We start from the raw sequence: 14,778 nt of genomic DNA on the forward strand, positions 1-14,778 counted from the left end.
ATGGCAGCACGGAAACAAAGCGGCAGAATGCGCGCTGATCCAGCCGGATCAGCGCTTGTCCGGGATGGTGAATTCGCCGCTGCCGGCCCGCTTCTGCATCTCCTCCAGGCGGCGGCGGAACCGCGGCGCCCGCATCCGCTCCGTCACATTGCGGCACAGAAGCGCGATCAGCACCCCGCGGTCCTCCCGCTCCAGCCGGCCCAGGAGGTTGCGCAGGAAGAAGGGGTTGTTGCGCCGCGCCCGGAACAGCTTGCAAAAGGCCGCCTCCGACAGCTTGCCGCTGCCTGCCAGCGACAGGATGTGATAGAGCATCTCCATCTCGATCAGCCGGGTCTGCACCGCGTCCCCCATGTGGCTGGCGCGCAGCCGGGTCACGTTCCTGCGGGCAAACAGCGCCGCATGCATCGCGTCCAGCCGCTCCTGCGGGTCGTAGATGACAAAAGCCTGCCCGGCAGCATCCAGCATGTCCGGCGCATAGCCGTAGCGGTCGGTGAACGACAGCCGCCGGTTCTCGGCAAAGCGGTCGTCCCATTCGGTCATCCGCGGATCCAGCGTCGCCTGCGGCTGCACCGCCACAACGGTGGCCCCGGGCGAGGCCACGGAATACGCAGCCGCCGCATAGCCGCAGGGGCCTGCGCCGTAGAACAGCACGTTTTCAAATTCGTCAAAAAAGCCGTCGTCGATCAGCTGATCGAAGAAGCCATAGATGCGCTCGTCGCGGAACCAGGTGTCGCCGTCGGAGACCACGCACATATGCGACCAGCCCAGGTTCTTCACCAGATCGAACCCCAGCGGCTGCGCCTGGTCCGACAGGTTGTGAATGCCCTGCATGGTCTCAAAGGTCACCAGCAGGGTGTTGCCCTGGTCGATGAAGGTGGTGAAATGCTTTTCGCCCAGCGGCTGGTACATGCCGTGCTGTTCGGCCAGCGCCGCCATCCGCGCCTTCCATTGCGCCGGTTTCAGCCCCGAAAGGTCTTCGTCCAGATTTTCGAGTCCGTCCTGCATGACTTCCACCTTGAGTACCCCCTGCGCCGAGCGGCGGTTTTGCTGGTTTACGCTTAGGAGACAAATAAGGCTAAATTTGGAAAAACTAAGGCCTCTTTACTGTCTGGTCCGGGGCGATCAGCGGGCCATTGCCTGCCTGCCGCGTGCTGATCACCTCTCAGCCTGGCTGCCTTCCGCTCTCCGCCGCCAGCCCCAGCATCGCAAAGCGCCGCATCTGCGCGCCTTGCTCCGCAGTCAGCACCCGCGCCGGCGGGGCCATCAGCAGGCGGGTGAACAGCGCCCGGTTTTCCTCGGCCAGCATCAGCTCCAGGAACCGCGCCTTGCGCCAGGCCACGGCAGTGCCATGCAGCCTGGCCAGTTCCGTATCCGCCATCAGCTCTGCCTGCAGCGCCGCGCGCGCGGGCGCATAGCGGGCAATCGCGCGGTCTTCGCAGGCGGCATAGTTGCGCTCCACCCAGTAATCCATCCCCAGCGGGGCCTGCCGGTTCACGCGGCCCCGGGCCGCCTTCACCACATAGCTCTCCATTGCGCCCAAGGGGTAATGGTTCAGCTGCGCCAGGCGGTAATTCGGCTGGCCGTAATCGGTAAACAGCCGCTTGGTCTTGAACGCCTCACCCAGCTCGCGCCCCTCGCAGTCGAACCAGCGATAGCCTTTCAGCTGCGCCTTTTCTTTCACACCGCGGGGCCGGTGCACGCCGCATTTCCGGTAGGTGCCGTTGTTGCGGTAGAGCGTCTTGAACATCACCGCCCGCCAGGGCCAGTGGACCACCTCCGGCGCACACTGTGTGAATTGCTCCGTGACCGGGCGGTCCTCATAGGCCACAACGCCGCCATTGCCGAACAGCCGCCAGGTCAGCGGAATGGCATCCGCATCCGGCAGCGCCGCCAGCAGGTCCGCCACCGTGCCCTCGCTGGTCTTGATGCAAGGGAACTCATCGGCATCGGCAACCAGCACCCAGTCCGCGGCCTTCATCAGCGGATGCTTGTCCGCCATTTTCAGCGCAGCGAACTGGATGCCCTCGCGGCCATATGGGCCTTCGTTGCGCACATGCGCCAGCTGCCCCATCGCCTGCAGCCGGTCCAGCATCATATCGGTGCCGTCCTGGCAATCGTTGGAAAACACCAGGAAATCGGTGAAGCCGGCCGTACGGTAATGGGCCAGCCATTCCAGCAGGAACGCGCCCTCGTTGCGCACGCAGAGAATGGCCAGCACCCGCATCGTCACACGTCCCCGCAGCGCCGGGCTGCCGGTTTCAACCGCATCTGGAGAGTTCTGCTCATGCCTCGGCCTTCTGTCTTGCTGCTGCCAGTCTTACCCCAAGCCGGCGGCGATACAAACCCTCCCGCGCCGCTGCCGGGCCGCAGCGTCGCAGGCAGCCGCCGCTTGACCGATGCGCCTGCCCGTGGCCTGTTGGACGGGGCAAGGGGAGGTCAGACATGCAGGCACAATCCATCGAGCAGGTGCAGGACCTGCTGTCGCAGCAGGGCTACGTCTGCGGCCGGGCGCTTGCCACCGTGGTGTTCCTGTCGCTGAAACTGGGCCGCCCGCTGTTCCTGGAGGGCGAGGCCGGCACCGGTAAGACCGAGATTGCCAAGGCACTGGCCGCCAGCCTAGGCCGCCGCCTGATCCGCCTGCAATGCTACGAGGGGCTGGATGCCGCCAGCGCCGTTTATGAATGGAACTTCGCGGCGCAGATGGTGGCGATCCGCACCGCTGAAGCTGCGGGCGAGGCCGCGGGCAGCGCCGGCCGCGCCGCGCTCCAGAACGAACTGTTCTCCGCAGATTACCTGATCGAACGGCCGCTGTTGCAGGCGATGCGCCCGGATGAGAACGGCGCCCCGGTGCTGCTGATCGACGAGCTGGACCGCACCGATGAACCGTTCGAGGCCTTCCTCTTGGAGGCGCTCAGCGACTTCCAGGTGACGATCCCCGAACTTGGCACCATCCAGGCGCCGGAGCCTCCGATTGTTATCCTCACCTCCAACCGCACGCGGGAGGTGCATGACGCCCTCAAACGCCGCTGCCTCTACCACTGGGTCGACTACCCCGATTTCAGCCGCGAACTCGATATCCTGCACGCCCGCGCGCCGCAGGCCAGCGAACAGCTCAGCCGCGAGATCGTCGCTTTCGTGCAATCCTTGCGCACCGAGGATCTGTTCAAGAAACCGGGGGTGGCCGAAACCATCGACTGGGCTAATTGCCTCCTGGCGCTCGACGTCATCGCCCTCAGCCCCGAGGTGATCGCCGACACCCTCGGCGCGATCCTCAAATACCAGGACGACATTGCCCGCCTGCACGGTTCCGAGGCCAAGCGCATCCTTGATGAGGCCAAGGCCAGCCTGGACGCGGCCTGATGTTTCATCATTCTGGAAATACTCCGGGGGTATGGGGGCAGCGCCCCCATGTTCGCTAGTGCCTGACTATCCGCCGCTCACCCTGCCGGACAATCCTAAGCTGCTCCGCAACATCACCCATTTTGCCCGCGCCCTGCGCAAGGCCGGGCTGCCCATTGGCCCGGGCCGGGTGCTGGACGCGGTGCGCGCGGTTGCCGCGGCAGGCTTCACCAGCCGGCAGGACTTCTATTGGGCCTTGCACGCTTGTTTCGTGACCAAGCCGGAGCAGCGGGTTGTGTTTGCCCAGGTCTTCCGCCTGTTCTGGCGCGATCCGCGGTATCTGGAGCAGATGATGGCCGCGATGCTGCCCGCCATCCGCGGCGTGCAGGAGGAGCGCCCGGCCAAGCCCGCCGAGAAACGCGCCGCCGAGGCGCTGCTGGACGGCATGCTTGACCCGCCGGACGTTCCGGAAGCGGAGCCGGAAGGCACAGAGATCGAGATCGACGCCTCCCGCACCATGTCGGCGGAGGAACGCCTCAGGACGCTGGATTTCGAACAGATGAGCACGGCGGAGATTGCCGCCGCCAAGCGCATCCTGGCGCAGCTGAAACTGCCGGTGACACCCATCCAGTCCCGCCGCCTGATGGCCGCACCACGGGGGCACCGCGCCGACTGGCGCAAAACCTTACGCAATGCCGCGCGGCAGGGCGGCGACCTGCAGCAGATTGCCCGCGCCAAGCGCCGCATCCGCTGGCCCAATCTGGTGGTGCTCTGCGACATCTCCGGCTCGATGAGCCAGTACAGCCGCATCATCCTGCATTTCCTGCATGCCGCCGCCAATGCCCGGGGAAAATCTGGTGGGCAGGGCTGGGCACGGGTGCATGGCTTCACCTTCGGCACCCGCCTGACCAACATCACCCGGCATCTGCAGCAGCGCGATGTCGACGCAGCGCTGGCCGCTGCAGGGGCAGAGGCGCAGGACTGGGAGGGCGGCACCCGGATCGGCGACTGCCTGCACGCCTTCAACCGCGACTGGTCGCGGCGCGTCATGGGGCAGGGCGCGGTGGTGCTGCTGATCACCGACGGGCTGGACCGCGGCGACCCCGAGGGCCTTTCGCGCGAGATGCAGCGGCTGCAGCTGTCGTCGCGCCGCCTGATCTGGCTGAACCCCCTGCTGCGCTGGGACGGGTTCGCCCCCAAGGCGCAGGGCATCCGTGCGATGCTGCCCTACACGGACAGCTTCCGCGCCGGCCATTCCATCGCTTCACTGCAGGACCTGGCACAGGTGATAACCAGCCCCTCCGACGCGGGTGAAAAGGCACGGCTGATGGCGCTGCTCTAGCCGCCGCCGCTTGCAATCCGCCGTCCAAGTACCGATTTTGACAACATCTCCCGCCGCAACCCTTAAGGCCCGCCAATGCAATCCATGACCCCGTTTGAGCACGCCCCGGAGACCGCGCAGGACTGGCACCATTCCGGCACCGGCGCTGTGCTGGCCACTGTTGTGCAGACCTGGGGCTCCGCCCCGCGCCGCACCGGATCGCAGCTGGTGGTGTCTGGCACCGGGCAGATCGAAGGATCCGTCTCCGGCGGCTGTGTCGAGGGCGCGGTGGTGGTTGAGGCGCTGGAGGCGCTGCAGGACGGCCAGCACCGGCTGCTGGAATTCGGCATCAGCGACGAAGACGCCTTTGCCGTCGGCCTGGCCTGCGGCGGCACCATCAAGGTGCTGGTGGAACCGGTTGGCTCAGCGCTGCCCGGGGACCTGCTGGAGGATCTGGTGGCCGCCCGCGCAGCCCGCACCCCCGTGGCCTATGAGGTGAACCTCGCCACCGGCGCCCGGCGGCTCACCCGCAAAGATTACCCGGACCGCATGCGCATGGATCGCTCCGGTCTGGAAGAGGATGGTAAGACCTTTGTGGCCGTTCACAACCCGCCGCTGCGGCTGGTTAGCGTCGGTGCGGTGCATATTACGCAAGCGCTGGTGCCGATGGCGCGGATCGCGGGCTATGATCCGGTAATCATCGACCCGCGCGCGGCCTTCGCTTCCCCCGAACGGTTCCCCGGCGAGACCCTGATGGACGACTGGCCCGACGAGGCGGTCGAAAAACTCGGCCTCGACACCCGCACCGCGCTGGTGCTTTTGACCCATGATCCGAAACTGGACGACCCGGCACTGCAGGCGGCACTGGCGGCGGATGTCTTCTACATCGGCGCGCTGGGCAGCAGGAAAACCCACGCCGCCCGCGTCGCCCGGATGCAGGATGCAGGTTTCACAGAGACGCAGATCAACCGCATCCACGGCCCCATCGGCCTGGATATCGGCGCCGCCAGCCCGGCGGAAATCGCGGTGTCGATCCTGTCGGAAATGACCGCCGTCCTGCGCGGCAAACAGCCATGAGGTTCGGCCCGGTCCCCATTTCAGACGCCGAGGGCGCCATCCTCGCGCATTCACTCTTGGGCGCCAGCCGTAAGGTCGCCAAGGGCACGGTGCTGAGCGCAGACGACCTCTCAGATCTCGCCGGCGCTGGCCATGACACCCTGACCGTGGCCCGGCTCGATCCCGCCGACCTGCACGAGGATGCTGCGGCGGAGGCGCTGGCCAAGGCGCTGGTGCCGGACCCCTCCGCACAAGGCATCCGCATCTCCGGCGCTGGCACCGGGCGGGTGAATCTCTATGCAACGGGCGCCGGGCTGGTGCGGCTGGACCGGGACAAGCTGGAGGGTGTCAACGCGGTTGACCCGATGATCACCGTTGCCACCGTGCCGGACTATCACCGCGCCGATGCGGACGGCATGCTGGCCACGATCAAGATCATTTCCTATGGCGTGCCGGCCGACGCCATCCGCCGTGCCAGCGAGGGGGCAGGGGACGCCATCCGGGTGCTGCCGCCGGTCCTGTCCTCTGCCACGCTGATCGAAACGGCGGTCACGGAAGACACCCCGCCGGATAAGGGTCGCGCCGCAATGGCGGGCCGCCTGCACCGGATGGGTCTCAGCCTGTCGCCGCGGCTGGTCGTCCCGCACCGGGAGGATGCGCTGGCAGAGGCGATCCTAAACGCGCCCGGACAACTGGTGCTGATCCTCACTGGCTCCGCTACCTCTGACGCCCATGACGTGGCGCCTCAGGCCCTGCACAACGCGGGCGGCAGCGTGACCCGCTTTGGCATGCCGGTGGATCCCGGCAACCTGCTGTTTCTGGGCACACATCAGGACAGGGTGGTGATCGGCCTGCCGGGCTGCGCGCGGTCTCCGGCCCTCAACGGCGCCGACTGGGTGCTGGAGCGGGTGATCTGCGGCCTGCCTGTGACCTCCGCCGATATCGCCGCCATGGGCGTGGGCGGGCTGCTGAAGGAAATCCCCACCCGCCCGATGCCGCGCCGCGATGCAGAAGGCTGAATGCGGCACTGCAGCGCGGGATTTGTGACGCAAGGTCACAACCATGGGTAAGCGCTGCTGACGCGAATTTGCACTTCTGCTCCGCCGGAAAACACTTCGCGGACGGCGCGGCCCGTGCTTAACTCCCGTCAGCCAGACAAAAACAAGCTAAAGGGAGGGTACTATGGCCAAGGTCTCCATGACCGTGAACGGCAAGGCTGCCAGCGGCGAGGTTGAAGGGCGCACGCTGCTGTCATCATTCCTGCGCGAGCAGCTGGGGCTGACCGGCACCCATGTGGGCTGCGACACCAGCCAGTGCGGCGCCTGCGTTGTGCATGTGGACGGTAAGGCGGTGAAGGCCTGCACCATGCTGGCGCAAGAGGCCGAGGGGGCCGAGGTCGCCACCATCGAAGGCCAGGCCAACGCCGACGGCTCGCTCAACACCATCCAGCAGGCGTTCCAGGACCATCACGGGCTGCAATGCGGCTTCTGCACGCCGGGCATGGTGATGTCGGCGGCAGCGCTGCTGAAGGACAACCCCAAGCCCACCGAGGCGGAAATCCGCGACTACCTTGAGGGCAACCTGTGCCGCTGCACCGGCTACCACAATATCGTCAAGGCGATCCTGGCGGCCTCGGGACAGGATGTTTCGTCCATCGCGGCGGAATAATTTGCGACGGCCCAGGCCGGACCCGGCCTGAAACGGACAAGGAGTGACTGACAAAGAGGTGCGCCACGGCAGCACCCTCCAGGGAGGAAAGACCAGACATGCCCAAGGACCAAGGTATCGGCGCCAGCCCCAAGCGGCGCGAGGACGTGCGGTTCCTGACAGGAGCCGGAAACTATACCGACGACATCAACGTGAACGGACAGGCATACGTGCATTTCCTGCGCGCGGATGTTGCCCATGCGACCATCAATTCCATCGACACCAGCGCGGCTGAGGCGATGCCCGGGGTGGTGAAGATCTTCACCGGCGCAGATTTCGCCGAGGTGGGCGGCATCCCCTGCGGCTGGGGCGTCACCGACCGCCACGGCAATCCGCAGCAGGAGCCCCGCCACCCGATCATCGCGCATGACACGATCCGCCACGTGGGCGAGATCGTCGCCGCGGTGGTGGCCGGCACGCTGGAACAGGCCCGCGATGCGGCCGAGGCGATCGAACTGGATCTGAGCGACAAGCCCGCGGTCGTGAATATGGCGGCGGCCCTGGCCGATGGCGCCACCAAGGTGCATGAGGATCTGACCTCAAACCTTTGTTATGACTGGGTGTTTGGAAACCCGGACGACGATGCGGTGCAGGCGGCCTTTGACAGCGCCGCCCATGTGACGACGCTGGAACTGGTCAACAACCGCCTGGTCGCCAACCCGATGGAACCGCGCGTGGCGATCGGCGATTACAGCCGCGCAACGGATGAGTACACGCTCCACACCACCAGCCAGAACCCGCATGTGATCCGCCTCTTGATGTGCGCCTTTGTGCTGGGCCTGCCGGAACACAAGGTGCGGGTGATCGCGCCGGATGTGGGCGGCGGTTTCGGCTCCAAGATCTTCCACTATGCCGAGGAAGCATTCTGCACCTTCGCCGCCAAGGCCTGCGGGCGGGCGGTGAAATGGACCTCCACCCGGGCAGAGGCGTTCATCTCCGACGCCCATGGCCGCGACCATGTGACCAGGATCGAGCTGGCGCTGGATGCAGACAACAACTTCACCGCGCTGCGCACCAACACGATGGCCAATATGGGCGCGTATCTGTCGACGTTTTCGACCTCGGTGCCCAGCTACCTGCACGGCACCCTGATGGCCGGCAACTACAAGACGCCCATCGTGCAGGTGAACGTCAAGACCGTCTTCACCAACACGGTGCCGGTTGATGCCTACCGCGGCGCGGGCCGGCCGGAGGCGACCTATCAGCTGGAGCGGGTGATCGACAAGGCTGCGCGCGAGCTGGGCGCCGACGCGATTGCGCTGCGCCGCCAGAACTTCATCACCGAGTTTCCCTATGAAACCCCGGTGGCGCTGACCTATGACACCGGCGATTACGTGGCGACGATGGACAAGCTGGAGGAGGTAGCCGACGTGGCGGGCTTTGCCGCCCGCCGCGCCGAAAGCGAGAAGAACGGCAAGCTGCGCGGCTTTGGCGTCAATTGCTATATTGAGGCCTGCGGCATCGCCCCCTCCAATATCGTCGGCATGCTGGGCGCCCGTGCAGGGCTTTATGATGCGGCTACGGTGCGGGTCAATGCCACCGGCTCCATCAGCGTGATGGTCGGCGCGCATGCGCACGGGCAGGGGCATGAGACCACCTTCCCGCAGGTGGTGGCCGACATGATCGGCATCGATGAAAGCATGGTCGATATCGTGCATGGCGACACCGGGCGGGTGCCGTTCGGCATGGGCACCTACGGGTCGCGCTCCATCGCGGTCTGCGGTTCTGCCATGGTGCGGGCGACCGAGAAGATCATCAGCAAGGCCAAGAAGATCGCGGCCCATCTGATGGAGGCCTCGGACGCCGATATCGAGCTGAAGGACGGCCAGTTCACCGTTGCGGGCACCGACAAGTCGGTGGCCTGGGGCGATGTCTGCCTGACGGCTTATGTCCCCCACAACTACCCGCTGGAGGAGCTGGAGCCAGGGCTGGAGGAGACCGCGTTTTATGACCCCGCAAACTTCACCTATCCGGCCGGCGCCTATGCCTGCGAGGTGGAGGTGGATCCCGACACCGGCAAGGTGACAATCGAACGGTTCGCGGCCGCCGATGACTTTGGCAATATCATCAACCCGATGATCGTTGACGGCCAGGTCCATGGCGGGCTGGGGCAGGGCATCGGCCAGGCATTGCTTGAGAACGCCGCCTATGATGAGGACGGCCAGCTCTTGTCGGCGTCCTTCATGGATTACGCCATGCCCAGGGCCGATGACGTGCCGTTCTACCAGGTGGATCATTCCTGCCAAACGCCGTGCACTCATAACCCATTGGGCGTGAAGGGCTGCGGCGAGGCCGGCGCCATCGGCTCGCCGCCGGCGGTGGTCAACGCGGTGATCGACGCGCTGCAATCGGGCGGCAAGAACGTCACCCACATTGACATGCCGCTGTCGCCTGCGCGGGTCTGGGCGGCGATGAACGGGTAAGGGCTCATGGGGGCGCTGCCCCCATACCCCCGGAGTATTTTCGGAAAGATGAAAGCCGGCGGGCCGGTTTTCAGAAAGGATACGAAATGTATGAATTCGAATTCGAGAAGCCCTCAACCGTCGCCGAGGCCGCGGCCGCGCTGGCGGATGAGGACGCGCAGGCGCTGGGCGGCGGGCAGACGCTGATCCCGACGCTGAAACAACGGCTGGCGATGCCGTCGAAACTGGTCTCCCTCAGCAGCATTCCGCAGCTGAAGGAGCTGAGCGTCAATGGCGGCATGCTGACCATCGGCGGTGCGGTCACCCATGCCGAAGTGGCTGAAGGGGCTGCAGGCGCCTACCCGGCGCTGGCGGATCTGGCCGGCCATATCGGCGACCCGGCGGTCAGAAACCGCGGCACCATCGGCGGTTCGCTGGCCAACAACGACCCGGCGGCCTGCTATCCGGCGGCGGCGCTCGGGAGCGGTGCGACCATCGTGACCAACGCCCGCGAGATCGCTGCGGATGACTATTTTCAAGGGTTGTTTGAAACCGCTCTGAACGAAGGCGAGATCATCACCGCGGTGCGCTTTCCGGTGCCGGAGAAGGCCAATTACCAGAAGTTCCTGCAGCCGGCCTCGCGTTTTGCGCTTGTGGGTGTCTTTGTGGCGAAATATGCGGCGGGCGTCCGGGTGGCGGTCACCGGCGCGTCAGAGGAGGGCGTGTTCCGCTGGCATGAGGCCGAGGCGGCGCTGGACGCCGGTTTCGCGCCGGACGCGCTGGATGGGCTCAGCGTGGATGCCGGCGGCATGATCGGCGATCTGCACGGAACGAAAGAATACCGCGCCCATCTGGTCGGGGTGATAACAAAACGCGCGGTGGCCGCAGCGGGCTGAACCTCCGCAAGCTCTTGAATGCACAGGCACCGGTTTCCGGTGCCTGTTGCCGTTTCAGTGCCGCAGATAGGCAGACATCTCTTCCAGCAGGGTCTGGGTCTTGCCGGACAGCTCCCGGATTTCGGTGGCGATGACGGCAAACCCTTTGCCCATGTCGCCGATCCGGGCCGCCTCGATCGAGGCATTGAAGGAAATGAACTTGATGTTCTTGCCGACGCCTTCGGCCGTGGCGATGGTGGCCCGCATCTGCGCGTCGCGGTCTTCCTCGCGCTGCTGCTGCGCCTCGCGCAGGGTTTGCACCATGTCCTTGAGGAAGTCCGACACCGCCGGTTCCAGCCGGTAGAGGCAGAGGGCAGCGAGATCCGGCACCGCGCGCACCTGCGCCAGTGCTTCGCCCTCGGCGGCCGTGACGGCGCGATGCAGCGGCACCAGCATTTCAAGACAGGACTGGCGTTTGGTCTCCAGTTCAGCGGGCAGGGCATAGCTGCACTCCGCCAGCAAGGCGTCCAGCCCGCCGCCGAGCATGTCATGCGCGGCGCAAATCCGCTGCACCGACAGCGCCAGAACGCCGTCAGCGCCGCTGCCGTCCGCATCCTGAGGCGCCTGCGCCAGGGCCAGCAGCGACAGCGCGGCGATGCGGCTGGGGCCGATGGCCATGAAGGCGGTGTTCTGAACGTCGGTCAAGCTGGTCATGCGTCTGCCTTCACTGGGGATGGCTCCGGTATAGCGGGCAGGCGTTAAGGCACCGCTAACCGAAGCAAAAGAAAAGCCCCGCAGGCGGCGGCCTGCGGGGCTGTGCCTGGCACCAGCGGTGCGCGGGCTTATTTCTTGGCGAGCGGCCCGATCAGCATGATCATCTGGCGGCCTTCCATCTTGGGGAAGTTCTCGACCTTGCCGATTTCCTTGGTGTCCTCGGCAACCCGCTCCAGCAGCTCGCGGCCAAGGTTCTGGTGCGCCATTTCACGGCCGCGGAAGCGCAGGGTGACCTTCACCTTGTCGCCGTTCTCCAGGAACTTGACGACATTGCGCATCTTCACATCGTAGTCATGGGTGTCCGTGTTGGGACGGAACTTGACCTCTTTGACCTCGATGATCTTCTGCTTCTTGCGGGCTTCGCTCTCGCGCTTCTGCTGTTCATACTTGAACTTGCCGAAGTCCATGATCTTGCACACGGGCGGGGTGGCGTTGGGCGAGATTTCAACCAGATCAAGTCCGGCCTCTGCCGCCATGTCCATGGCTTTGGCCGGGTGCACAACCCCGACGTTTTCGCCATCGGCGCCGATCAGGCGGATTTCGGGGGCACGGATTTTTTCGTTGACGCGCGGGCCGGTGTCGCGTTGCGGCGGCGCGTTATGAGGTCTGCGGGCTATGACTGCGATCCTTCTGTCATTGCAAAAAGTGCGGGAACGCTACTGCCCCCGCGCGTGTGATTCAAGCGTTATGGGCGGTATGGCGGCAGGAAAGGCGCTTTTCAAGGCCGCATGTTGCAAAAGGCTTGGAAAACAGGCGTGAAACCGGCGGGTGGCGGCGGCTGAGAGGTGCGGCGCAACAATCTGAAAAGGCGCGGTTGCGGCGGCCTTCCGCCAGTTTCGCGCCGCCAGGGCGGCGCCCGCCCGCCCGTGACGCGCCTGGCGCAAACTTCCCCCTTGAGCTGCGCCCCGCGCATCGCCATCTGGCAGGCAGATGCCGCACCAGCTGCGGCCCCGGCCCAGGCGGGCCGGCAGGAGTGAGGAGAGAGATCTATGAAACAGTTGTTGATCGTGCTGGCGCTGGGTGCCGCGGCCGTTGGGGCCTATGTGGTGGTCAGCCGCCAGGACACGCAGGAGCCGGTCCCGGCTGAAGCGCCGACGGTGCAGGAAGAGCAGAGCAGCACCGCGCCGGTGACCTCGGAAGAGCCGGCAGCTGCAGCAGAGGAAGCGGCCCAGGAGGCTGCCGAAGCGGTCGAAGAGGCCGTTGAGGCTGGCGCCGAGGCGGCAGGTGCCGCTGTCGAGGCTGCGCAGGATGCGGTGAACGAAGCCGCAGAGGCGGTGACCGAAACCGTGGGCGATGCGCTGGACAGCGCGGGTGAAGCGGCTGGGAACGCCACCGGCACTGCAGCAGATGCAGCGGCCGCTGCGGCTGACAGCGCGGTGGACACCGCAACAGGCGCGGCTGACAGCGCTGCGGATGCGGCGGCGGGCGCGGCTGACGCCACCCAGGACGCCGCCAGCGAAGCGCTGGACAGCGCCACCTCTGCCGCTGAGGAGCTGCTGAACCAGTCCGGCACTGCCGCAACCGGCACCGCTGATGAGGCCGCAACCGCCAGCGAGTGATTGCGCCCGCCGCATTTGCAGAAAAAGGAGAGGCGGCCGGGACATTCCGGCCGCCTTTTCCATTCCAGCATTGGTCAGCGCTGCATCTGCCGGATCAGTGCGGCCTCGGTTGCGCGTGAGTGTGCGCCTGGGCCTGCTGGGCAAGGCGCGCCATATGCTGCAGCGGGGCCTGGGCCGCGGGATGGTCTGCCGGCGATTGCGGTGCCAGGAACGTCAGGAAGCTCTCCCAGCCGCCGCTGGCGCCGCCCTGCTTGCGGGCGCGCTGGATCTGCAGCTGCGCCACCGCGATCAGGTCCAGCGCCTTGCCGCCGTCGTAGTCCTTGCCGGTGAGGCCCGCCAGATGGCTGCGGAAGCGGTCGCCCATCGAGTTCAAAAGCAGCATCGGCGCGGTCATCGGCTGGCCTTCCTGCACCAGCGCGTCGAACATCTGGTCGATGTCCTGCGGTGTCATAGCGCGCAGGTCGAAACGGGCCTTGATGGCGGCAATCCTGTCCTGCAGCGGCGGCTGCACCGGGTCGGGGCGGTTCTGGAAGCCGGTGAGGGCGGCGCGGACGCGCGCCTTGCCTGCTTCGGTTCTGACGGACTGAAAGACGGGCGCCTGCCCGGGGGCCGTTTCGTTGTGCATCTGCTGCTGCTCCATTCTGGATCTCAGCAGCAGAAATACCGATTCATCACCAACAAAAGATAAACGGGAGGCGGCAGCCTCCCGTCAAAACAGTGTCAAAATTCGGGCAGCCCGCCGGGCGGCCCGGCCCGGGATCAGTCCAGGAACGCCTTTTCCACCACGAAATGCGCAGGCTTGGAGTTGGCGCCTTCTTCCAGCCCATAGGTGTTCTCAAAGAGGTCCTTGAGCTCCAGGTTGAAGGCCAGGTTGCCGCAGATCATCGCGCGGTCGCTTTCCGGGTTCAGCGGCGGCACGCCGAGATCGGCAAAGGCCTCGCCGGAGCGCATCAGGTCGGTGATGCGGCCCATCTTGGGGCTCTCTTCGCGGGTGGTGGTCGGGTAATACTTGATCTTCTTCCAGAAGCCTTCGCCGATCACCTCATTCAGGAGCTCGTCGTCCTTCAGGCTCTCGATCAGCTCAGCACCATAGGTCAGCTCACCCGCTTCGCGGCAGGTGTGGGTGATGATCACCTCGTCGAATTTCTCGTAGGTTTCCGGCTCGCGCAGCAGCGAGGCAAAGGGCGCAAAGCCGGTGCCGGTGGCAAAGAACCAGATCCGCTTGCCCGGAACCAGCGCGTCATGCACCAGGGTGCCGACGGGCTTGGGGCGCAGGATGATCTCGTCGCCTTCCTTGATGTGCTGCAGCTTGGAGGTCAGCGGGCCGTCCTGCACCTTGATCGAGTAGAACTCCATTTCCTCGTCCCAAGAGGGCGACGCGATGGAATAGGCGCGCAACAGCGGCTTCTGCTTGCCGGTCTTGGGGTCCGGGTCATTCATCAGGCCGATCATCACGAACTCGCCGGAGCGGAACCGCAGGGATGCCGGGCGGGTGCAGCGGAAGGAGAACAGCCGGTCGGTCCAGTGTTTCACCTGGGTCACGGTCTGCGCATCGGGCAGGGCCGGCACGGCTTTGGCCGGTTTCGGGTCGGTTGCAGTGTCGGTCACGGGTGTCATCTCATTCATCGGGTCCACTGCCGGAGGAGTAGCCGGCACCTCTGATTAGTCTTTGATACAGGTCAGGAAAACCCCCTGTTTTGCGAAACCGGCCCCGCGTCTGACGCAACGGAGCCGGTTTCAGGGAG

The 14,778-nt window shown here is 65.8% G+C and carries 14 protein-coding genes; 8 read left to right on the forward strand and 6 right to left on the reverse strand.

From position 1 onward, the window contains the following. Nucleotides 1-48: 48 nt before the first annotated feature. A complete protein-coding gene (locus tag K3725_RS06150) occupies nt 49-1,005 on the reverse strand; it encodes a phosphoadenosine phosphosulfate reductase (protein WP_260017944.1) in 957 nt (318 codons plus the stop codon). A gap of 157 nt (nt 1,006-1,162) precedes the next feature. Then, nucleotides 1,163-2,224 carry a glycosyltransferase family 2 protein gene (locus K3725_RS06155; protein ID WP_260018574.1) on the reverse strand — a complete coding sequence of 354 codons (1,062 nt, stop codon included), beginning with the start codon at nt 2,222-2,224 and terminating at the stop codon, nt 1,163-1,165. A 218-nt stretch (nt 2,225-2,442) separates the two neighbouring features. On the opposite strand from K3725_RS06155, the gene K3725_RS06160 reads away from it, so the two are divergent. The 7 genes from K3725_RS06160 to K3725_RS06190 all read left to right on the forward strand — a co-directional run bounded on the left by K3725_RS06160 (nt 2,443) and on the right by K3725_RS06190 (nt 10,721). Continuing rightward, nucleotides 2,443-3,360: a MoxR family ATPase gene (locus K3725_RS06160; protein WP_260017945.1), complete on the forward strand. Its 918-nt coding sequence runs from the start codon at nt 2,443-2,445 to the stop codon at nt 3,358-3,360. A gap of 58 nt (nt 3,361-3,418) precedes the next feature. Continuing rightward, complete coding sequence (locus K3725_RS06165; RefSeq protein ID WP_260017946.1) at nt 3,419-4,681, forward strand: VWA domain-containing protein; 1,263 nt, start codon at nt 3,419-3,421, stop codon at nt 4,679-4,681. Between the two features lie 75 nt (nt 4,682-4,756). After that, complete coding sequence (locus K3725_RS06170; protein ID WP_409201590.1) at nt 4,757-5,737, forward strand: XdhC family protein; 981 nt, start codon at nt 4,757-4,759, stop codon at nt 5,735-5,737. After that, nucleotides 5,734-6,735: a molybdopterin-binding protein gene (locus K3725_RS06175; RefSeq protein WP_260017947.1), complete on the forward strand. Its 1,002-nt coding sequence runs from the start codon at nt 5,734-5,736 to the stop codon at nt 6,733-6,735. The genes K3725_RS06170 and K3725_RS06175 overlap by 4 nt, the downstream gene beginning before the upstream one ends. Nucleotides 6,736-6,898: 163 nt before the next feature. Continuing rightward, a complete protein-coding gene (locus tag K3725_RS06180; protein ID WP_260017948.1) occupies nt 6,899-7,384 on the forward strand; it encodes a (2Fe-2S)-binding protein in 486 nt (161 codons plus the stop codon). A gap of 98 nt (nt 7,385-7,482) precedes the next feature. After that, on the forward strand, nt 7,483-9,846 hold the full coding sequence (locus K3725_RS06185; RefSeq protein ID WP_260017949.1) for a xanthine dehydrogenase family protein molybdopterin-binding subunit: 2,364 nt from the start codon (nt 7,483-7,485) through the stop codon (nt 9,844-9,846). Between the two features lie 86 nt (nt 9,847-9,932). Beyond that, nucleotides 9,933-10,721: a xanthine dehydrogenase family protein subunit M gene (locus K3725_RS06190; RefSeq protein WP_260017950.1), complete on the forward strand. Its 789-nt coding sequence runs from the start codon at nt 9,933-9,935 to the stop codon at nt 10,719-10,721. A 54-nt stretch (nt 10,722-10,775) separates the two neighbouring features. On the opposite strand, the gene K3725_RS06195 is transcribed toward K3725_RS06190, so the two are convergent. Further along, nucleotides 10,776-11,414: a methyl-accepting chemotaxis protein gene (locus K3725_RS06195; RefSeq protein WP_260017951.1), complete on the reverse strand. Its 639-nt coding sequence runs from the start codon at nt 11,412-11,414 to the stop codon at nt 10,776-10,778. 128 nt (nt 11,415-11,542) lie between these two features. Then, nucleotides 11,543-12,091 (reverse strand): translation initiation factor IF-3, encoded by a 549-nt coding sequence (gene infC, locus K3725_RS06200; protein WP_260018576.1) that lies wholly within the window; start codon nt 12,089-12,091, stop codon nt 11,543-11,545. A gap of 372 nt (nt 12,092-12,463) precedes the next feature. Between infC and K3725_RS06205 the strand changes: the two genes are divergently transcribed. Next, the gene (locus K3725_RS06205) at nt 12,464-13,033 is read left to right on the forward strand and encodes a hypothetical protein (RefSeq protein WP_260017952.1); all 570 of its coding nucleotides are present in this window, start codon (nt 12,464-12,466) and stop codon (nt 13,031-13,033) included. Between the two features lie 94 nt (nt 13,034-13,127). Here K3725_RS06205 and K3725_RS06210 read toward each other — a convergent pair whose 3' ends face one another. Together K3725_RS06210 and K3725_RS06215 are read right to left on the reverse strand one after the other, a co-directional pair. Then, a complete protein-coding gene (locus tag K3725_RS06210; protein WP_260017953.1) occupies nt 13,128-13,658 on the reverse strand; it encodes a hypothetical protein in 531 nt (176 codons plus the stop codon). A gap of 134 nt (nt 13,659-13,792) precedes the next feature. Next, nucleotides 13,793-14,659, reverse strand: coding sequence for a ferredoxin--NADP reductase (locus K3725_RS06215; RefSeq protein ID WP_260017954.1), 867 nt, complete (start codon nt 14,657-14,659; stop codon nt 13,793-13,795). Nucleotides 14,660-14,778: the final 119 nt, after the last annotated feature.

It is taken from the genome of Leisingera sp. S132, from assembly GCF_025144465.1.
Taxonomy (GTDB): Bacteria; Pseudomonadota; Alphaproteobacteria; order Rhodobacterales; family Rhodobacteraceae; genus Leisingera.